Origin of the sequence: Rothia sp. HMSC071F11 (assembly GCF_001809115.1) — a bacterium.
In the GTDB taxonomy this organism is placed as follows: Bacteria; Actinomycetota; Actinomycetes; order Actinomycetales; family Micrococcaceae; genus Rothia; species Rothia dentocariosa.
In genome coordinates this window covers 23,728-41,347 of record NZ_KV795730.1, presented here as the reverse complement: position 1 = coordinate 41,347, position 17,620 = coordinate 23,728, and the positions used below count along the sequence as shown (strand labels likewise).

At 53.5% G+C, this 17,620-nt stretch carries 16 protein-coding genes; 12 read left to right on the top strand and 4 right to left on the bottom strand.

Annotation, left to right across the window (positions count from 1 at the left end; genetic code table 11):
• Positions 1-262: 262 nt before the first annotated feature.
• The 3 genes from recA (at position 263) to HMPREF2554_RS01170 (ending at position 3,663) form a co-directional block, all read left to right on the top strand.
• Entirely contained in the window at positions 263-1,375 is a 1,113-nt protein-coding gene (gene recA / locus HMPREF2554_RS01180; protein WP_004006268.1) for a recombinase RecA, read from the top strand.
• Positions 1,376-1,514: 139 nt separating this feature from the next.
• Positions 1,515-2,600: a regulatory protein RecX gene (locus HMPREF2554_RS11705; protein ID WP_013398760.1), complete on the top strand. Its 1,086-nt coding sequence runs from the start codon at positions 1,515-1,517 to the stop codon at positions 2,598-2,600.
• A 55-nt stretch (positions 2,601-2,655) separates the two neighbouring features.
• Complete coding sequence (locus tag HMPREF2554_RS01170) at positions 2,656-3,663, top strand: DNA glycosylase AlkZ-like family protein (RefSeq protein ID WP_013398761.1); 1,008 nt, start codon at positions 2,656-2,658, stop codon at positions 3,661-3,663.
• A 1-nt stretch (position 3,664) separates the two neighbouring features.
• Here HMPREF2554_RS01170 and HMPREF2554_RS01165 read toward each other — a convergent pair whose 3' ends face one another.
• Positions 3,665-4,987: a hypothetical protein gene (locus HMPREF2554_RS01165; protein ID WP_246825961.1), complete on the bottom strand. Its 1,323-nt coding sequence runs from the start codon at positions 4,985-4,987 to the stop codon at positions 3,665-3,667.
• 40 nt (positions 4,988-5,027) lie between these two features.
• Here HMPREF2554_RS01165 and miaB point away from each other — a divergent pair, with 40 nt between their 5' ends.
• The 3 genes from miaB (at position 5,028) to dapF (ending at position 8,591) form a co-directional block, all read left to right on the top strand.
• Positions 5,028-6,545 (top strand): tRNA (N6-isopentenyl adenosine(37)-C2)-methylthiotransferase MiaB, encoded by a 1,518-nt coding sequence (gene miaB, locus HMPREF2554_RS01160; RefSeq protein WP_013398763.1) that lies wholly within the window; start codon positions 5,028-5,030, stop codon positions 6,543-6,545.
• A 57-nt stretch (positions 6,546-6,602) separates the two neighbouring features.
• Positions 6,603-7,577, top strand: a complete 975-nt coding sequence (gene miaA, locus HMPREF2554_RS01155) for a tRNA (adenosine(37)-N6)-dimethylallyltransferase MiaA (protein WP_013398764.1) — start codon at positions 6,603-6,605, stop codon at positions 7,575-7,577.
• A 75-nt stretch (positions 7,578-7,652) separates the two neighbouring features.
• Complete coding sequence (dapF, locus tag HMPREF2554_RS01150) at positions 7,653-8,591, top strand: diaminopimelate epimerase (protein WP_013398765.1); 939 nt, start codon at positions 7,653-7,655, stop codon at positions 8,589-8,591.
• A 94-nt stretch (positions 8,592-8,685) separates the two neighbouring features.
• Here the strand turns inward: dapF and HMPREF2554_RS01145 are convergent, their stop codons facing one another.
• Positions 8,686-9,315 (bottom strand): class I SAM-dependent methyltransferase, encoded by a 630-nt coding sequence (locus HMPREF2554_RS01145; RefSeq protein ID WP_041322031.1) that lies wholly within the window; start codon positions 9,313-9,315, stop codon positions 8,686-8,688.
• A gap of 117 nt (positions 9,316-9,432) precedes the next feature.
• Here HMPREF2554_RS01145 and hflX point away from each other — a divergent pair, with 117 nt between their 5' ends.
• A complete protein-coding gene (gene hflX, locus HMPREF2554_RS01140) occupies positions 9,433-11,082 on the top strand; it encodes a GTPase HflX (protein ID WP_013398767.1) in 1,650 nt (549 codons plus the stop codon).
• Between the two features lie 17 nt (positions 11,083-11,099).
• Positions 11,100-13,118, top strand: a complete 2,019-nt coding sequence (locus tag HMPREF2554_RS01135; protein ID WP_013398768.1) for an ATP-dependent DNA helicase — start codon at positions 11,100-11,102, stop codon at positions 13,116-13,118.
• 162 nt (positions 13,119-13,280) lie between these two features.
• Here HMPREF2554_RS01135 and HMPREF2554_RS01130 read toward each other — a convergent pair whose 3' ends face one another.
• Both HMPREF2554_RS01130 and lexA read right to left on the bottom strand, forming a co-directional pair.
• Entirely contained in the window at positions 13,281-13,649 is a 369-nt protein-coding gene (locus tag HMPREF2554_RS01130; protein ID WP_013398769.1) for a VOC family protein, read from the bottom strand.
• A gap of 102 nt (positions 13,650-13,751) precedes the next feature.
• The gene (gene lexA, locus HMPREF2554_RS01125) at positions 13,752-14,420 is read right to left on the bottom strand and encodes a transcriptional repressor LexA (RefSeq protein WP_013398770.1); all 669 of its coding nucleotides are present in this window, start codon (positions 14,418-14,420) and stop codon (positions 13,752-13,754) included.
• 459 nt (positions 14,421-14,879) lie between these two features.
• On the opposite strand from lexA, the gene HMPREF2554_RS01120 reads away from it, so the two are divergent.
• The 4 genes from HMPREF2554_RS01120 to HMPREF2554_RS01105 all read left to right on the top strand — a co-directional run bounded on the left by HMPREF2554_RS01120 (position 14,880) and on the right by HMPREF2554_RS01105 (position 17,452).
• The gene (locus tag HMPREF2554_RS01120) at positions 14,880-15,521 is read left to right on the top strand and encodes a LysM peptidoglycan-binding domain-containing protein (RefSeq protein WP_013398771.1); all 642 of its coding nucleotides are present in this window, start codon (positions 14,880-14,882) and stop codon (positions 15,519-15,521) included.
• Positions 15,522-15,814: 293 nt separating this feature from the next.
• A complete protein-coding gene (locus tag HMPREF2554_RS01115; RefSeq protein ID WP_013398772.1) occupies positions 15,815-16,477 on the top strand; it encodes an imidazole glycerol phosphate synthase subunit HisH in 663 nt (220 codons plus the stop codon).
• A gap of 38 nt (positions 16,478-16,515) precedes the next feature.
• On the top strand, positions 16,516-16,695 hold the full coding sequence (locus HMPREF2554_RS01110; protein WP_004006282.1) for a hypothetical protein: 180 nt from the start codon (positions 16,516-16,518) through the stop codon (positions 16,693-16,695).
• A 4-nt stretch (positions 16,696-16,699) separates the two neighbouring features.
• Entirely contained in the window at positions 16,700-17,452 is a 753-nt protein-coding gene (locus HMPREF2554_RS01105) for a HisA/HisF-related TIM barrel protein (protein ID WP_013398774.1), read from the top strand.
• Positions 17,453-17,620 lie beyond the last annotated feature (168 nt).

Here is a 17,620-nt window from a genome sequence, read left to right as displayed (position 1 = left end):
GGAGACTCTGAGATAGACACGGCGAGCATAAATTCGAAAAAATTTGCCGAAAATTTGTGCGATTTATAGGATTTTTGTTCGAGTCATGCTAATCTATCCACAGAGTAAAAATATCTGTACTTTCTGGGGGATTTTTCCACATTCTTCCGCCGCCGGTCTTAAAGTGTCAGGCGGACTTCGTAGAGTAGTGTGCAGAGGGTGGCGAGAAGCACCTCCCGAAGAATCATTGAGACCTTCTATTGATAGAACGAGGTAACTAACCGTGGCAAAGAACAGCAAGGCACAGGGCGTCGCTCGTGTTCCTGAAGAAGGCCGTGCCAAGGCACTCGAAGCCGTGATGGCTAAAATCGACAAGGATTATGGTAAAGGCGCGATTATGCGTCTAGGCGATAAAGAGACCGTGAAAACGGAGGTTATTTCAACCGGCGCTATCGCTTTGGATGCTGCTCTCGGTATCGGCGGACTGCCCCGCGGCCGTGTGATTGAAATTTATGGTCCTGAATCTTCTGGTAAGACCACTGTCGCTCTGCATGCTGTAGCGAATGTGCAGAAAGCGGGCGGTATCGCGGCGTTTATTGATGCTGAACATGCACTCGATCCGGTCTATGCTGCCAAACTCGGCGTTGACACCGATGCCCTCTTGGTATCGCAGCCCGATACTGGGGAACAGGCACTCGAAATTATGGATATGCTGGTTGGTTCCGGCGCTGTTGATATCGTTGTAGTCGACTCTGTAGCGGCTCTCGTTCCCCGCGCCGAGATTGACGGCGATATGGGTGATTCTCATGTGGGCCTGCAGGCGCGTTTGATGAGCCAGGCTCTCCGTAAGATTACGGGTCGCCTGGCATCCACCGGCACTACAGCAATCTTCATTAACCAGCTTCGTGAGAAGATCGGCGTGTTCTTTGGTTCTCCCGAAACCACGACCGGCGGTAAGGCCCTGAAGTTCTACGCCTCGGTGCGTATCGATATTCGACGTATTGAGACCTTAAAGGACGGGGCGAACCCCATTGGCAATAAAACTCGTGCCAAGATCGTGAAGAATAAGATGGCTCCTCCCTTCAAACAGGCCGAGTTCGACATTTTGTATGGTGAGGGTATCTCCGTTGAAGGCGGTATTCTTGACCTCGCGGTAGAGCATGACATCGTCAAGAAGTCTGGCGCCTGGTTTACCTATGATGGCGAACAGCTGGGGCAGGGGCGCGAGAACGTGCGTAAACTGCTCAAGGATAACCCGGAATTGACTGAGGAACTACAGTATAAGGTCCTCGTAAAACTCGGAATTATCGATCCTGAAGGCGAGGAATCTTCGGAAGAAGCTGAAGCCACATCGGTTGAAGCCGATCCTCTCGACGAGCTCGCAGAAGAATTCTAAATAAGATGGCGTGTGCCGCGCATCCACGATAGCCTAGCTTTGAGGATGCGCGGCACACGCTCAGCATATCTGAGGACTCTACGCCTTTGAGGCGTTGTACCTACAGGATTACAGCATCGAATCAGCACAGGAAGGCGGCATGGGTAACGATTGGTTGGCGGATGCCTGGGGTGATAACCCGTTGAGTGACCCTACGATTTCTGACGCTGAAACAATTTCTGATGCTGCAGAGGGCAAAGCCACAGGATTCTCTGATTGGCATCCCGCCGCACACGGATATGTGGAAGACAAACCCGACCCCGATTCTGTACCCTATCGTTCTTCCTCATCGCGCTCGTTCCCAAGCACACGAGGGGGAGGGGCGGCAGCTCAACATGATGCAGAACCCCGTACACAAAACGCTTCATCAAAAACTTCAGCAGAGCGTACATCGGGCGCCCGTAAGAAGCGTCGAAACCCGGACTGGAAAAAAGGATTCCGGCGCCCCAAGAACACCGAAAAATCGCCCTTCGCCCCGGCTATTGGGGCTCATCGTGCAGAGGAAGAACATCCAGAAAAAGTACGAAAGAAGAAAAGGTCATCAGGCCCATTATTTCGTGAGGGGAGTGCCCTCAACGAACCTTTGAGCACCGAAGAAGAAGCTCTTATTCGAGGTATCGCTGCCGAAGAAAAGACGAATGTTCCGGGCACCAATCGCTCAGGACGTTGGAAACAGCGCGAAGAGCCAGATCCGTACACGCGAGCAAAGACTCTGGTTTACAATCAGCTGGCGTATTCTGCTAAATCCCGCGCGCAGTTGCAGAAAAAACTTGCCGATAAAGGGTTTGAGGAAAGTCTTATAGAGCCGCTGCTCGATAAATTTGAGGCGGCTCACCTAATCGACGATGCCGAGTATGCGCGTTCCTTTGTGGAACAGCGGGGAAAACATAAGAAGCTTTCCCGAACCGCTCTGCGCCGTGAACTCAAAGAGCGAGGAATTACCGGAGAACTTGCTGAAGATGCGCTCGCTGCACGCACGGACGAAGATGAGCACCGGGATGCGGCGGAGCTCGTGCGCAAAAAACTGCGTCCTTCCATGAACTTCTCAGATCGTACCGAGAATGAGAAAATCTTGCGTCGGCTAGTAGGGATGCTGGCACGTCGAGGATATTCTTCATCTGTAGCGTTTTCGGTGGTAAAAGAAGAAATCGAGAGGTACCGCAGCGAGCAGGAAGAAGACTGTTGAATATTCTTCATCAGAAGAGTATCCAGCGGATCCAGCAACAGATAAGAGGTAATCTATGCAGCCGTTACAAGAACTTCGTGCCAGGCGTATGATCGCTCAGCTCCTCGCTCCAAGTGCAGCGCATCGTGGTATAGGTGTAGACGCTGACACTCTGTACCAAGAGACAAGCGCCCCGATACATGTGTTAAATCATCTCTACGCTGTTCAGGGGCAAAACTATAACGCCGGTGTGCGTGCCATTGCGCTACGAGCTGGGTGCAGTACTGACACAGTTCTTGAAGGCATTCACGACTACAGCATTGTACGTTCGTGGCCCATGCGCGGGACACTCCACTTTTTGACTCTTAACAGTGCAGATTCGCTGTATGCTGCTGTCGCCGGCCGAGGCGCGAAGCCTCAACCCACCTATATGCGTCAATGTAACTTTACGCTCGAAGACTTTGAGCGGTGGCGTGAGCACCTTCATGACGCTTTACAAACCAGGGGACATCTTGAGCCGCTCACTCGCACTGACCTCTACACCATTCTGGATGAATACGGCTATAGCGGGCCAAGTTCGCGGCGCAGCCACCTCATTCGACTCTACGGCGGTGAGGGCACGGTTCTTCAAGGGCCGCTCCGGGAAAAAGAAGAAAGCTTCGTGCACCGCGACTCCATACCTGTGCCCCGCACAAAATATGAGCGAAAACAGGCACTGGCTGAACTGGGTACACGTTATATATGCGGTCACGGGCCGGTGACCGCGGAGGATCTGCGCTGGTGGGCTGGGATTACAATAACCGATGCCCGGTATGCGTTTGAACATGCTCGCTGTACCCAGACTATTGTGCTGGGCGGGCAAGAATATGCGGTAGGTTCCTGGCAAGAAGGCATTACCCGTTCGGAGCTTAAGGATGCACTCAACCGCGAGCTTAGCCTCCCGGCCTTCGACGAGTATCTGCTGGGGTACGCCGATAAGAGTTTTGCATTGCGTGAGGAACTGCGTCCGCAGGTTCTCACCTGGAACGGAATTAGCTGGGATTTTACGCTTGCCGCCGGTGAGGCAACTGGACGTGCCGTCTAATCTACTTTTCGAGGTTCTTACCGTAATCGCCAAGGCGCTGGATGAGATCGTAAAGCGCAGGGTCTTGGGTGTTCCCAAGAGTAAGCAGGATGCGCATCAGCTCAACACCCTGGCGGCAAATGCGGGGAAGAACCCGCACCCGAGCTCCGTCGGCGTAAAGCTCCAAAAGCGTACACACTGTAATAGCTGCGCACACCGCAATGTCTTCTGCAAGCCTGGCATCTAAAGGTATTTCACCGAAGAGGACCGTATAAAATTTAGGAAGCTCCTGTTCCCTATCTACCCGGTAAAGCGGGTACTGGGGCGACGAGGGAAACCCGAGCATCGCCTCCACAAAAGGGAATCCGCGGTGGTGGATACAGGTTCCCTCCGTATCAAAAGCGCGGGTGCCGATACCGCGAGAAGGTGCCGTATCGGCAGGGGAGTACAGCACGTTATGCGGCGAAAAATCTCCTGACGAGAGCATATAGACCTGCCCGCGGCTACGTTTAAACTGCTCGGGTACCGGCGGGCGTTTGAGGAAAAATGGCTGAGTAATGCGATGGAACCGGAAGATTAGTTCTTGGAGATCGTTTGTAGGTTCTTCGGCATCTTCGCTCCGTTCTGCTGGGAGATCGGGATATAGGCGTTGAAGCCCCTTCTCGGCAAGTTTCGGGGAGGGCATCGCCCCCGGGAACTGCGCCCTACGGTCCGCCTTCGCGAGCGACGCGCGATATTGATCGACGGTGTCGTCAAAAATTCCTTGTCGGGCGAATTCACCCCACACTGCCGCGTAAGCCGCAAAAGCGCGTGCCGTATTGTTCTGGTTGAAAAGCTGCGTGGAAGTATCAGCTATGAGGGAGCTTGCAACGGGTACCGACCCTTCAAAAACCACGTCTTCGAGTGCTAAGCAGCGTAGATCATCATCAACACCGTAGAGGGCAGGGTAGATATCTGGAACCATTTCATCAAGGGCAACCGCACCGTATTTTTCCCGAAGGTATCCAAAACCGCCTGCGTTAGTCGCCGAATCTCCGCGGCGATAACGCTTTAAGATGACAGATTCGGGCTGCCAGGGCGTATGCGGGTTAGAGCCATAGCGTACTCGCAGCACTACCGAGCGCATTCCGGTTGAGAGAATCGTCAGCGAGAGCGGAATCCGATCTCCGATAGCCGGTAGGGTTGCCGCCCACGAAAGCATCTTGAGAACACTGACTCGGAACGCCTCAGAATCGGCGGGGGAGTGCGTGGGCGCGGGATGGTATTCCGCGATGGCACGCTCAAGAATAGTCGCGAGGGGATCATCAGGATATTGGCCGGAAGAATTACTAAGGGATACCTGCATAGAGCCATTATCCACCATCCGCTACCCTAATGGCGTGAGCATGACCCTAAATGATTTTTCTGCTGAATCCGCAACGTCCGCCGAAACTCCCCGAACCTATGAAGTTCGCACCTTTGGCTGTCAAATGAACGTTCACGATTCTGAACGTATGTCTGGTTTGCTAGAAGCGAACGGGTATGTACGCGCCGCTGAGGGGGAAGAACCCGACCTCGTAGTGTTTAACACATGCGCGGTGCGCGAGAACGCATCGAACCGCCTTTACGGACATTTGGGGCAGCTGGCCTCTGTGAAGCGGCGCCACGAAGGCATGCAAATTGCTGTAGGCGGATGCTTGGCTCAAAAAGACCAGAACACTATTATCGAAAAAGCCCCTTGGGTAGATGTCGTGTTCGGCACCCACAATATTGGCTCGCTCCCCACACTCCTTGAACGCGCCCGCCACAATCACGAAGCGCAGGCGGAACTGCTCGAATCGCTTGAGGTGTTCCCCTCGACCCTGCCCACGAAACGCGATCATGTGTACTCGGGCTGGGTTTCAATCTCCGTAGGATGTAACAACACTTGTACCTTCTGTATCGTGCCGTCACTGCGCGGTAAAGAGAAAGATCGTCGACCCGGCGATATCCTCGCTGAAGTTCAAGCGCTCGTCGATGACGGCGCGATCGAAGTAACTCTGCTTGGGCAGAACGTGAACTCCTACGGCGTGGAATTTGGGGATCGTCAGGCATTCTCCAAACTATTGCGCGCCTGCGGTGATATTAAGGGACTGGAACGAGTACGGTTCACGTCACCGCATCCAGCTATGTTCACCGACGACGTGATAGAAGCGATGGCAGAAACCCCGAACGTCATGCCTGTTCTGCATATGCCGCTTCAATCGGGATCAGATAAGGTGCTCAAAGACATGCGCCGCTCATACCGATCCAAGAAATTCTTGGGCATTTTAGAGAAGGTGCGCGAGCGCATTCCGCACGCTGTCATTACCACCGATATTATCGTGGGGTTCCCCGGTGAGAGCGAAGAAGACTTCCAGGATACGCTACGCGTGGTGGAGCAGGCGCGGTTCTCGTCAGCATTTACCTTCCAGTACTCAATTCGCCCCGGCACCCCGGCGGCGACTATGGAAAACCAGATTCCAAAAGATGTTGTGCAAGAGCGCTACGAACGCCTAGTGGCTCTGCAAGACCGTATTGCGGGCGAAGAGAACCATAAACAGCTGGGGAAGACTGTCGAGTTGATGGTTGTCGCAGAGTCTGGACGTAAAGCGCAGCAGACGCATCGTCTGGCGGGTCGCGGACCGGATCAGCGCCTCGTACATTTTTCGGTGCCCGCTGGATGCGAAGAGCCTCGCCCTGGAGACATGGTGACCGTTCCTATCACTGAGGCAGGGTCATTCCATCTGATTTCAGATCCCACCGCTGAGCAGTATCAGCTTCGCCGCACCCGAGCCGGGGAGGCCTGGGACCGTTCACAGGCCGAATCTTGCGGTGCCGGAACTACCCAGGCTTCGGGCGGTCCGGTGGGGCTTGGCATGCCCACTATTGGGCCTAAATCCTAGATACCGTAGGGGGTGCGCGCGGTCTCATAATTATATGTAGACCCGTACAATAGACCCATGACGTACCCCTTGGAGCCTCCTATTCTCGCTATTGTCGGTGCCACCGGTACTGGTAAGAGTGCGCTCGCAATTGCTCTTGCCCGGCATCTTGACGGTGAATGCGTAAACGCGGATTCCATGCAGTTCTATCGCGGTATGAATATCGGAACTGCTAAGATTACCGCTGAGGAAATGCAGGGGGTTCCTCACCATCTGCTCGATATTTTGGATATCACGCAGGAAGCTTCGGTAGCAGAATTTCAGCATCAAGCCCGGCAGCTCTTTGCGGATATTAGAGCACGCGGTAAGTACCCTATTCTGGTGGGCGGATCCGGTCTCTATGTTCGGGCAGCTCTTGATAAACTCGAATTTCCCGGCACGGATTCGGCGGTACGGGCTCGGCTGGAGCAGGAAGCCGCCCAGCAGGGGCTCGGTGTTTTGCGCACACGCCTGGCTCAGGTCGATCCTGACTCTGCGGCGCGTGTTCACGACGAACGGCGCGTTATACGTGCCCTCGAAGTTTTTGAGGTGACGGGACGTCCCTTTTCTGCCTTCATGCCAGTACGCGAATATGTCTCACCCGCCATACAGATTGGGCTTGATATGGATCGTGAACGCCTCCATGAACGCCTACACCGCCGGGTGGTGAACATGGCGGAATCAGGGCTTTTAGATGAAGTACGAACGCTGGAACAGCATGGTCTGCGTGAGGGAAAGACCGCCTCACGTGCCATCGGGTACGCCCAGTTTTTGAAGGTTTTGGATGCGCAGACTACCGCCTCCGACCCCGCGTTGAGCGCGACGTATACTCTGCACGATGCGATCGAAGACACCGCGACGGCAACCCGACAATTTGCGCGCCGTCAGATAACCTGGTTTCGCGGGGACGACCGCGTACACTGGTTTGACGCCGAATCGAAGAACCTGCTCAGCCAAGCGCTTGAGGTCGTGCACCAGGCGAGTCAAGGCTGTAAAGGGCCGAAACCCGCTTAAGCAGCGCATCCTCTGCGGTAAACCGGTAGAATTTACAGAGATTTAGTCACGAAGAACGAAGGGTAGAAAACGAGCATGACCGATGGCGTATCCACGTGGGGAGAACTAGCCGGGCGTACTCTGACAAAGGGGCATGGAACGGGTAATGACTTTATATTTCTGACCGACCCAGCCTCTGAGATCCCGCTCGATGCTGACCTCATCGCGCGTGTCTGCGATCGTCATTTTGGAATCGGTGCTGACGGCTTTATCCGTGCAGCGTATACCGAAAATTTCAGGACCGGGCAGAATATGCTGGAAGAACATCCAGACGCTATCTGGTTTATGGATTACCGTAATGGTGACGGCTCGATCGCCGAAATGTGCGGGAATGGTGTGCGTGCCTTCGTCGATTACTTGCGTACTGAGGGAATGATTGACCTTGAGGTAGGTGAGACCGTCAAGATTGCTACGCGAGGTGGCGTCAAAATCGTGGCGCGCACCGAAGAAGGATATGCCATTGATATGGGTCCGTGGAGTTTTATCCACGGAGACACAGCACGCGAAAGTGGTGAAGATTCGCATGTTTCGGCGCGTGGACTGATGACTCCCCGAGCCGGTCTGTCGATTTCGATGGGTAACCCCCACACTGTGGTGATGCTGGGTCAGGAAGGCAAGTTGGACGGACTCGATCTGAACAGCCAACCACAGGTAAATCCAGCCCCCGAAAAAGGAACTAACGTTGAGTTTGTGGTTCCGGTTGATCTAGAAACATCCGACGAGAATAAAAATGTTGGAGCCATCAGGATGCGCGTATACGAACGCGGCGTAGGTGAGACTCTATCCTGCGGGACTGGTGCATGCGCGGCCGCGGCGGCAACCCGTTTTTGGGGCGGCGAAGAGGCGCCCGATGAATGGCTGGTTCATGTTCCCGGCGGCACGCTCGCAGTAACCTTCGTCCTAGGCCCCGACGACCTCGAACACGTCGTTCTAGCAGGGCCAGCTCAGACGGTTGCCAAGATTGAGCTCCACTAACCTACGAAGGAGTTTTGAGAACTTATGCCCGTCAGCCTTCTTCTGAGGCGGAGAAGCTGGCGGGCATTATCGCGTGAGCATCCACCTGAAGCCTTTAAGAACCTTTGGAAGAACGCACAACCTCCAAGATACGGAACCCCTTCGACATGGCATATCGAGATACCGAAAACTCGGGTCCAAAACGTTCGGTGAGCTGTGCATCCAGCCATTTTTGCAGGGAATCAGAACCCAAATTCTTTTGAACCACCAGATAGGCAGCACCGCCGGGGGCTAGCCGCGGAAGCCACGCGAGCAGAATATTGTGCAGAACCTCTTTACCCACGCGAATCGGAGGATTGGACCAGATAGTATCGAAACGTAATGTGGGATCTATCTCATCAGGGGTGCTCACCGAGACGTTATGCAGCCCCAAAGCGCGGGCATTCTGTTCCGTGAGCGAAAGCGAGCGGGAATTGACGTCAATCCCATAAACCTCAGATTGCGGAGCAAGCATAGCTAAAGATAATGTGATGGGTCCCCAGCCGCATCCAATATCGAGCATATATTTTCCGTGCGGCTCAGGTACTTGCGCTAAAAGAACCGCAGTTCCCTTGTCTATTCCCGAAGGACTAAAAATACCGTTCGCGGTCGTCACGGAAACCTGACGCCCCGCCAACTCAACCTGAACCGTTCGAGGTTTGAACTCGACCTCGGGAGACGAGGAAAAATAATGCTGTTCGCTCATGAATCCAGTGTACCCGGCTGCACCCCGCATCATCGCTGCTACGCTGATGCGCCCACAGCGAGAGATAACCGAAAACCGCGACAACTGCGGCATGCGACCGCTAAAATAGAGGAACATATGAAATTAACAGATACCTCTTTTTCCAGCGAAAAGCTGCCCAGTGATGAGCAGCTACGCCGAACCGTAGAACGAGTCTTAGGCCGTGCAGATGCAGCGGCACAGACCACTATCTACCCCGAAAGCACCGGTAGCACCGCACAACGCCGCGTGCTCGATACCCGTGCCCGAGAAATTTCCGATAATCAGCGGGAACACTCAGAATTTGACGGCGAGCAGGAAGACCTCGCCGAACGCCGCGCATTACGCCGAGTCGCCGGGCTTTCTACCGAGCTCGATGATGTGACTGAAGTTGAATACCGTCAGCTGCGCCTAGAACGCGTGGTTCTCGCCGGGCTGTGGACCGAAGGGACCGTCGAAGATGCTGAAAACTCCCTGCGAGAACTCGCTGCACTCGCCGAAACCGCAGGATCTGAAGTGCTGGACGGGCTAGTTCAGCGTCGCCTCAAACCAGACCCCGGAACTTTTCTTGGCTCAGGAAAAGCCCTCGAACTCAAAGACATTGTTGAGGCAAGCGGTGCTGATACTGTGATCGTCGATTCTGAATTAGCACCCTCACAACGACGAGCCCTCGAAGATATCGTTAAAGTCAAAGTGATCGATCGTACCGCCCTGATTCTAGACATCTTCGCTCAACACGCGAAGTCTCGTGAAGGCAAAGCACAGGTCGAACTTGCCCAACTCGAATACATGCTTCCGCGTCTGCGCGGCTGGGGCGCATCCCTGTCACGCCAGGCAGGCGGGCGTGCAGCATCCGGTGAAGGCATTGGTTCACGCGGACCTGGTGAAACCAAAATCGAGATGGATCGCCGCCGTCTGCGTGCCCGCATGGCAAAGCTCAAGCGCGAAATAGCTGCTATGGCGCCCGCACGTGAGACAAAACGCCTAAGCCGTAAACGCAACAGGGTACCCTCGGTCGCTATCGCGGGGTATACGAACGCAGGTAAGTCGTCGTTGCTGAATCGTCTGACCGATGCCGGTGTTCTGGTGGAGAACGCTCTCTTCGCAACCCTGGATCCGACCGTGCGCAAAGCACAGACTCCGGACGGCATCGGCTATACGCTTTCGGACACTGTAGGATTCGTGCGCTCGCTGCCCACCCAGCTCGTGGAAGCATTCCGTTCCACGCTCGAAGAGGTAGCCGATGCAGACGTGATTCTGCATGTGGTAGACGCATCTCACCCAGACCCTGAGGGGCAGATTCGCGCCGTGCGTGAGGTTATCGCAGATTTAGATGCTCGCCGTATACCCGAGATTATTGCGCTCAATAAAGCGGATGCGGCAGATCCCTTTATCCTCGAACGCATGCGGCAGCGCGAATCGAACCACGTCATCGTCTCGGCGCGCACAGGGGAGGGCATTGACGAACTCAAGCAGAAGATTGCGGATACAATTCCGCGGCCATCGCTTGAAGTTAAATTACTGATCCCCTACAACCACGGTGAAGTTATTTCCCGTCTTCATGCTTGGGACGCTGAGATTAAAAGTACTGCGTTTGTCTCAGATGGAACCTTTGTCACCGCTTTGGTGCGTGAGGATGTTGCCGCAGAACTCTCTGACTATGTGATCGACGGCGAGCTCCTTGAAGTGCTTGAATTGGAGCTTCAAGACTCTGCCTCTGAACCCGAAAACGTCTGTGAACTCGCGTAATGAGAGCGTGAGCGTCCGTGACCGATGATAATATTACTGCGCCCACCGGAGCGGAGCTTGAAACTCTGCCCGGTGCAAAGCCCGTGTTAGATTTGCTCGATCGTGCGATTGAAAAAACGGGCGGGCAAAAACGCCTCGGACAACGTAGGATGGCAGCCCATGTTGCGCAAGCTTTCGACCTTGAGCGGCATCTCCTCGTGCAGGCAGGCACCGGAACCGGTAAATCCCTCGGATATTTGGTGCCAGCCCTGCATCATGCGGGTGCGAGCACAAAACCCATTATCGTGGCGACCGCAACCCTAGCCCTCCAAGCGCAGATCGTAAAACGAGACCTTCCAAAACTTATGGAGGCGCTCTCTTCTGAGCCCGAATCTGAAGCTCAGGTCGCAATCCTCAAGGGCAGGAACAATTACCTGTGCCTGCACAAACTCGACGGGGGATACCCCGAAGAGGAACCTGATACCCTCTTCGACATGCCTCAGCGTAGTATGTCTCGCATTGGTGAAGAGGTGCTGCGGTTAAGGTCCTGGGCGGAAAAAACCGAGACCGGCGACCGCGATGAACTTAAACCCGGTGTATCGGATCGTGCCTGGGCGCAGGTATCCGTGAGCGCCTCAGAGTGTTTGGGAAAACGCTGCCCCCTCGTTGAGGAGTGCTTTAGTGAGCGGGCGCGCCAAGAAGCATATGAAGCCGATCTTGTGATTACTAATCATGCGCTGCTTGCCATCAACGCTTTTGAAGGCTTAGGTGTACTTCCCGAACACGATATCGCTATTATTGACGAGGCGCATGAGCTCGCAGACCGCGTGACCGGCGCGGTGACGGATTCTCTTTCTGCTTCCTTAATTAGGCGTGCTGCTCGCGATATCCGCAAGAACTCCAAAGCAGACTCCAGCGCGCTTGAACAAGCCGCCGGTTCTTTAGAAACCGCATGTGAAGGTGTTTCTGAGGGCTTGATAGAAAGGCTCGAAGGGCGACTTCTGAACGCGCTCGCGGCTGTAGCCGATGCCGCACGGGCGGCGCTTTCCGACTCTAAGAGTGACAATAAAGAGGCGGATGCCGGGCTTCAGATGGCTCGTTCACGTGTCTCTGAGGTACACGATGCCGCAACGCGCATGCTGGAGTCTGCCGAACACCGCGAAGTGCTGTGGCTATCTCGCCAGGGTAATTGGGAAAACGGACGATATACGGCGGCATCCGATCAGGATCCCGCCACACTCCACGTTGCTCCTTTGAACATCGGAAGCCGTTTGCGTGAGGGGCTTTTTGAGGACCGTACCGTTATTCTTACGAGTGCAACCCTTACCGTGGGCGAATCCTTCGATGCGGTAGCAGGTGCCCTAGGGTTAGCGGGGCCGCAAGCTCCGCGCTGGGAAGGTCTTGATGTAGGCTCTCCTTTTGATTATCCACGGCAGGGAATTCTGTACGTGGCTTCCGACTTGCCCAAACCGAGCTTTGGCGTGAATCCTCAGCAGCTCGAACGATTACGCGAATTATGTGAAGCTTCTGGTGGTGGGGCTCTGGGGTTATTCTCATCGAAGCGAGGTGCCGAGCAAGCGGCTGAATATGTACGTCAGCACACGGATTTGAATATTCTCTTGCAGGGAGAGTCTTCGTTGCGGGCTCTTGTCGAGGAGTTTACTGAAGATATAAATGCTTGTCTTTTCGGCACCATGAGCCTTTGGCAGGGAGTAGATGTTCCCGGAGACTCCTGTCGTCTGGTACTGATGGACCGTATACCGTTCCCGCGCCCAGACGATCCACTCGCTCAAGCGCGTACCCGTGCCGTGGCAGAAAAAGGCGGGAATGGGTTTATGGCTGTTTCGGCATATCATGCGGCAATCCGCATGTCTCAGGGAGCAGGGCGATTGATACGTTCCGTCCACGATCGCGGGGTAGTGGCGATCCTTGACTCTAGGCTGGCGACTCAGCGATACAGTGGGTACCTGATGCGGGCGATGCCTAACCTTTGGACCACCCAGGATAAGAATGTTGTTTTGGGTGCTTTAGAACGGCTTTACCAGAGTATTGACTAAAAGCAATAAGATACGCGGGCTTAATGCACGTTGTATTCCGGTACTGGTGCCGAGACATAAACGTAGCGAAGCGTCCATAGATGTAATGTGAGAAAGGGAGGGTACCGTTCAACGGTGCCCTCCCTGATGTATTGTGCGCTTATGGCTGCCTATAGTAATTAGTTAGTCTATCGGGGAAACTCGGATACGGTTCCCATCTAGATCACTTGCTACGAAAGTCATCCCAAATACATCACGATGGGGCTCTTCCAATATGACAACCCCTTGTTCCACCCAGGCTTGGTACTGCGTGAGGATTTCTGCATCGGAACCCTTGAGATTTATACATACCTCAGACGTACGTGTTGAAGTTTCATGAAGAGTATTGCTTGCTCCGGTCCACAACGCTAGCGAGACTCCCGGCGCTAAATCCATGGTGACATAGCGTGGCGAGGTAAAACTGACCTCAAGATTTAAAATGCTCGTATAGAAGGACACTGAGGCCTCGATATCCGATACATAGACAATAAAAACGATCTCACGGTCAATCATTGTGCTGTTGTTCCTTCTGGACATGAGACGGTTGAATACGCAGGAACGGAACCTCTAGCGCGTGTCTTTTGAGAAAAACGCGCGCAGTTCAGAAGATCCCTGTTAGATGCTTCGCAGAACAGAAACTACTTTACCCATCACCGTGGCGCGGTCGCCGAGTATGGGCTCATATTGGGAATTTCGGGGGAGCAGCCAGGTATGACCATCTACTTGGCGGAATACTTTGACGGTCGCTTCGTCGTCAAGAAGAGCCGCAACAATGTCTCCATTATCAGCGGTGTGTTGTTCACGCACAACAACCCAGTCACCGTCGCATATGGCGGCGTCAATCATAGAATCCCCTTTGACGCGAAGCATGAAGAGCTTCCCGCTGCCCACGAGCTGGCGGGGGAGAGAGAGAACATCCTCAACGGATTGCTCAGCCGTAATAGGCCCACCAGCAGCAATGCGACCTACGAGGGGCACGGGAACCATATCCTCATCGCTCACCTCAAATGTAGGCAGCTCCGGAAAATGGGCTGAAGTGCCCTCATGCTCTAGATCGTCAAGAATCTCAATGGCACGCGGTAGTTTTGGATCGCGGCGAATATACCCCATCTTCTCAAGACGACCGAGCTGATGAGTCACCGAAGAAAGCGAAGCCAACCCAACGATATCGCCAATCTGACGCATCGAAGGGGGATATCCCTTCTGCTCGATTTCTGTACGAATCGCATCCAAAATTTTCTGCTGACGCGGAGTCAGCGGAGGGCGCTGAGCTTCGGGTGTCATGCGGAGCCTTCTTTCTAACTATTTACGCACGCCATGGTTCCTAGAGTATTGACTGGATCCAGGTAAGCATAACGATGAACCGTCTCGTTCTCAGTCTAAAGCATCAGAGAGAAAACTTCAAACAAATATTCTATGAACCTCGAATATAATCGAAGAAATATTTAGTAACTTTCTACTAGACTATCGAAACTAGATTCGATATAGTTGGTGTCTACGGAAGACATATTCGATAAAAGTTGAGGTCTTTCGGTGAAATGTTCTAGTTCAGGCTCTTGCTATGCAGGGATTATCGGTCTTCGAAATACTTCGGTATTTCTAGAGCATCTTGAGAGAATCCGAAAGCAAAATATGTGCTTTCTGCAGGAATATGAACTCATACCAACCGCATTATGAGCATTGAGAATGGTGTGTAACGGCGAGGATATGAACTTGTCACACACCAGAGGAAAGGAAAATACTATGGCAACGGCTGCTTCTTCCTCCCGGATTCCGGCGGGGTTAACCGTCATTCACCCGGCTCGTGTTCGTCAGGGCTCTTATCGAGCACGTACACACTATGCTTCACCGAGCCGTTCCCGTGTGCCTCATCCTCATCCTCGACTGACTTTTCCTCAAGTACAAGCTGTATACGAGACTTCATTCTCAGCTGCACCACAGAAAGTGAACGTCACATCTTCCTCTCAGACTCAGCAGAGCGTAACCGGTAAAACATCAAGCGGACAGCGGCGGGTTCCAGAAAAACTTAAAGGTGTGTCGGTGGTTAATAAGCGCAATCCCTCATTTTTCACACGTGCTATGCATTGCTCTAGGGCTCTGAAAAATTGGGTTTTTGGCATTCCGCTGATAACGCTGGCGGCCCTTGTCGTTCTTGGGGCGATCATTCTTATATCGCCGCATACAGCAAACGCTGGAAATAATTCTCAAGGCGCAGGAACCCGGTACGTGACCGTTCAATCTGGAGATACGCTCTGGGATATTGCACAAGAGGTAGACCCGAAGACTGATCCACGCGACACCATGGTGCAGATCAGTAAACTTAATGATCTGCAGGGTTCAACTGTCAAAGTCGGGCAGCGTCTAGAAGTCCCAAATGTGCGATAGCAGCCATAGTTGCTATCTAGAAAACGTGACTGGATGTGCGCTTATTATAACTATTCCGCATTCTTTGCTCTCATGACTAATTTGCGACTGGTGGCTTTGAAGGGACCTGTATCGCGTAAGGCCCTTTTATGGACATATGGTGCTCAATACAGGCGATATAACATGCGGTATGCGATGATAGCGTGAGATTAGGGGCAGAAACCTTGGAGTTTGTACCCTAGAGATACATGACATTTGTATGCTCGCCCGGTTGTTCGTCTGGAATCCGGTGGGAGCGGAACTAAGGAGTCTCTATGCCCACACGTCCCACAGTAGCTATACTTGGCGAATTTGGCACATATGGCGAGCTCCAGCAAGCGTGCGAGCGCGTCGGTGCCCAAGCGTTCGTTACCACAGATCTCGATTCTCTACGAGACGCTGATGGTACGGTGATTGCTGGCCATAAGAAATCTCTCGAAACATACGAGGCTGTGCGGAAACTCCACGGTGATCGGGTGCTTGGCAGGCGCGTTGCAGGCGGCCGTCCTGTCCTTGTTGCGGGGGCTGGTTTTGGGATGTTATTTGAAGTTATCCGAACCGTGAACCCAGAGCTTGGAGACCTTGATATTTCTGCACTAGGAGAGTGGCCGGGTGCTGCACAAGATCTAGCCACCGCTGGGGCTCATCCAGGATGCTATAGGGTTGAGGCCGCTGTGTCCAGTAAATTTTTACAGGATCTTCCTGAACCCCTAAATTTCAAAGCAGAGGATGGCGTGTTTACCTGGGATTTTGACCAGAGTATAGACTATATGGAGCCGCCTGCTGTCAGTTGGACTGATGCAGATCCGCGTTATATTGCAGCTGTCGAGAATGGTCCTCTCACAGCAATTCAATTTTGTCCGGTAGCTTCGGGTGCTGCAGGTGAAGAATTTCTTCGCCGCTGGGTTGCGCATCTTCCCGTCATGAACCGTTTGTAGCATCATAAATTTTACGAAAAACTGCGAAGGAGCATCACATGTCACCTCTATACTCCGGACTTATTCTTATGACTGTTGGGGCATTCTTTGCCGGTGGGGGTATATCTTTCCGTAAACAGGGCATATCTCTTGGCGCGCAGATTGTGCTGTGGATTATTGCTTTAGCCCTCTTCGGCTACGGAGCATATGTAACTTTCGTATACGGGTCACAGGGATAAGAATATGGGTACTCTAGAACTTCTTCCCGCAGTCGATATTGCTCAGGGGCGTGCAGTGCGTCCCGTAGGCGGTCGCCTCTCCCAACAGAGTGAGGGTACAGATCCGGTGGAAGCGGCTCTATCGTGGCGCCGCGCGGGGGCACGATGGATTCATCTTGTTGATCTGGATTTGGCGTTTGGCCGTGGTAACAACATTCGCACCCTTCGCAAGGTTATTGATCGAGTTCGTGCGATAGCTCAGAATCCTATAAAAATACAGGTCAGTGGCGGTGTTAAAGATGAACGTTCTTTGGAAATCGCCTTGAGTCTTGAACCCGATCGCATCAACGTGACGTCGGCGGCGCTGCAGCATCCGGCATGGTTAGAGAAAACACTAGGGCACTATGGTGAGCGGATAGCTCTGGGTTTGGATGCTCGCAATGGAACCGTTGTAGCACGTGGGACCGAATGGTGTGGCGATTCCGTGCATAACACAGTGCGATGGCTGCAAACTGCGGGAGCATGCCGATATATTGTGACAGATGTAAGCCGAGATGGTGCTCTCTCAGGGCCTGGGCTACAGCTGCTTCGTGAAGTTCTCAGTCTCACTGAGCATCCCGTTGTGGCTTCGGGAGGTGTTGCTTCACTGGAAGATATTCGCACTCTTCGTGCGCTGACGAATCAGGGCTTGGAAGGTCTTGTCCTAGGGAAGGCACTGTACGTCGGCAATTTTACTTTTGAAGAGGCTCTTAAGGCGGCTAATGATGATGCCTCATAACCCACAAGAACAACGGAATCTGTCTGAACCCCAAAAGCGTGCAGTTGCACAGCGCGCGTTGCCGGAGCATATTGCGGCTCAATTGCGCAGCGCTGGGAGGCAAACTGATACTGGCGGACAGCCCTGGAAAGGGAGGAACCTGGGAGAGGGAACGTCACAAACCCATCA

Excerpts from the sequence above, each read along its gene's own strand:
- HMPREF2554_RS11705 (WP_013398760.1), top strand. The coding sequence starts at position 1,515 with ATGGGTAACGATTGGTTGGCGGATGCCTGGGGTGATAACCCGTTGAGT.
- HMPREF2554_RS01170 (WP_013398761.1), top strand. The coding sequence starts at position 2,656 with ATGCAGCCGTTACAAGAACTTCGTGCCAGGCGTATGATCGCTCAGCTC.
- HMPREF2554_RS01165 (WP_246825961.1), bottom strand. The coding sequence starts at position 4,987 with ATGCAGGTATCCCTTAGTAATTCTTCCGGCCAATATCCTGATGATCCC.
- miaB (WP_013398763.1), top strand. The coding sequence starts at position 5,028 with ATGACCCTAAATGATTTTTCTGCTGAATCCGCAACGTCCGCCGAAACT.
- miaA (WP_013398764.1), top strand. The coding sequence starts at position 6,603 with ATGACGTACCCCTTGGAGCCTCCTATTCTCGCTATTGTCGGTGCCACC.
- dapF (WP_013398765.1), top strand. The coding sequence starts at position 7,653 with ATGACCGATGGCGTATCCACGTGGGGAGAACTAGCCGGGCGTACTCTG.
- HMPREF2554_RS01145 (WP_041322031.1), bottom strand. The coding sequence starts at position 9,315 with ATGAGCGAACAGCATTATTTTTCCTCGTCTCCCGAGGTCGAGTTCAAA.
- hflX (WP_013398767.1), top strand. The coding sequence starts at position 9,433 with ATGAAATTAACAGATACCTCTTTTTCCAGCGAAAAGCTGCCCAGTGAT.
- HMPREF2554_RS01130 (WP_013398769.1), bottom strand. The coding sequence starts at position 13,649 with ATGATTGACCGTGAGATCGTTTTTATTGTCTATGTATCGGATATCGAG.
- lexA (WP_013398770.1), bottom strand. The coding sequence starts at position 14,420 with ATGACACCCGAAGCTCAGCGCCCTCCGCTGACTCCGCGTCAGCAGAAA.
- HMPREF2554_RS01120 (WP_013398771.1), top strand. The coding sequence starts at position 14,880 with ATGGCAACGGCTGCTTCTTCCTCCCGGATTCCGGCGGGGTTAACCGTC.
- HMPREF2554_RS01115 (WP_013398772.1), top strand. The coding sequence starts at position 15,815 with ATGCCCACACGTCCCACAGTAGCTATACTTGGCGAATTTGGCACATAT.
- HMPREF2554_RS01110 (WP_004006282.1), top strand. The coding sequence starts at position 16,516 with ATGTCACCTCTATACTCCGGACTTATTCTTATGACTGTTGGGGCATTC.
- HMPREF2554_RS01105 (WP_013398774.1), top strand. The coding sequence starts at position 16,700 with ATGGGTACTCTAGAACTTCTTCCCGCAGTCGATATTGCTCAGGGGCGT.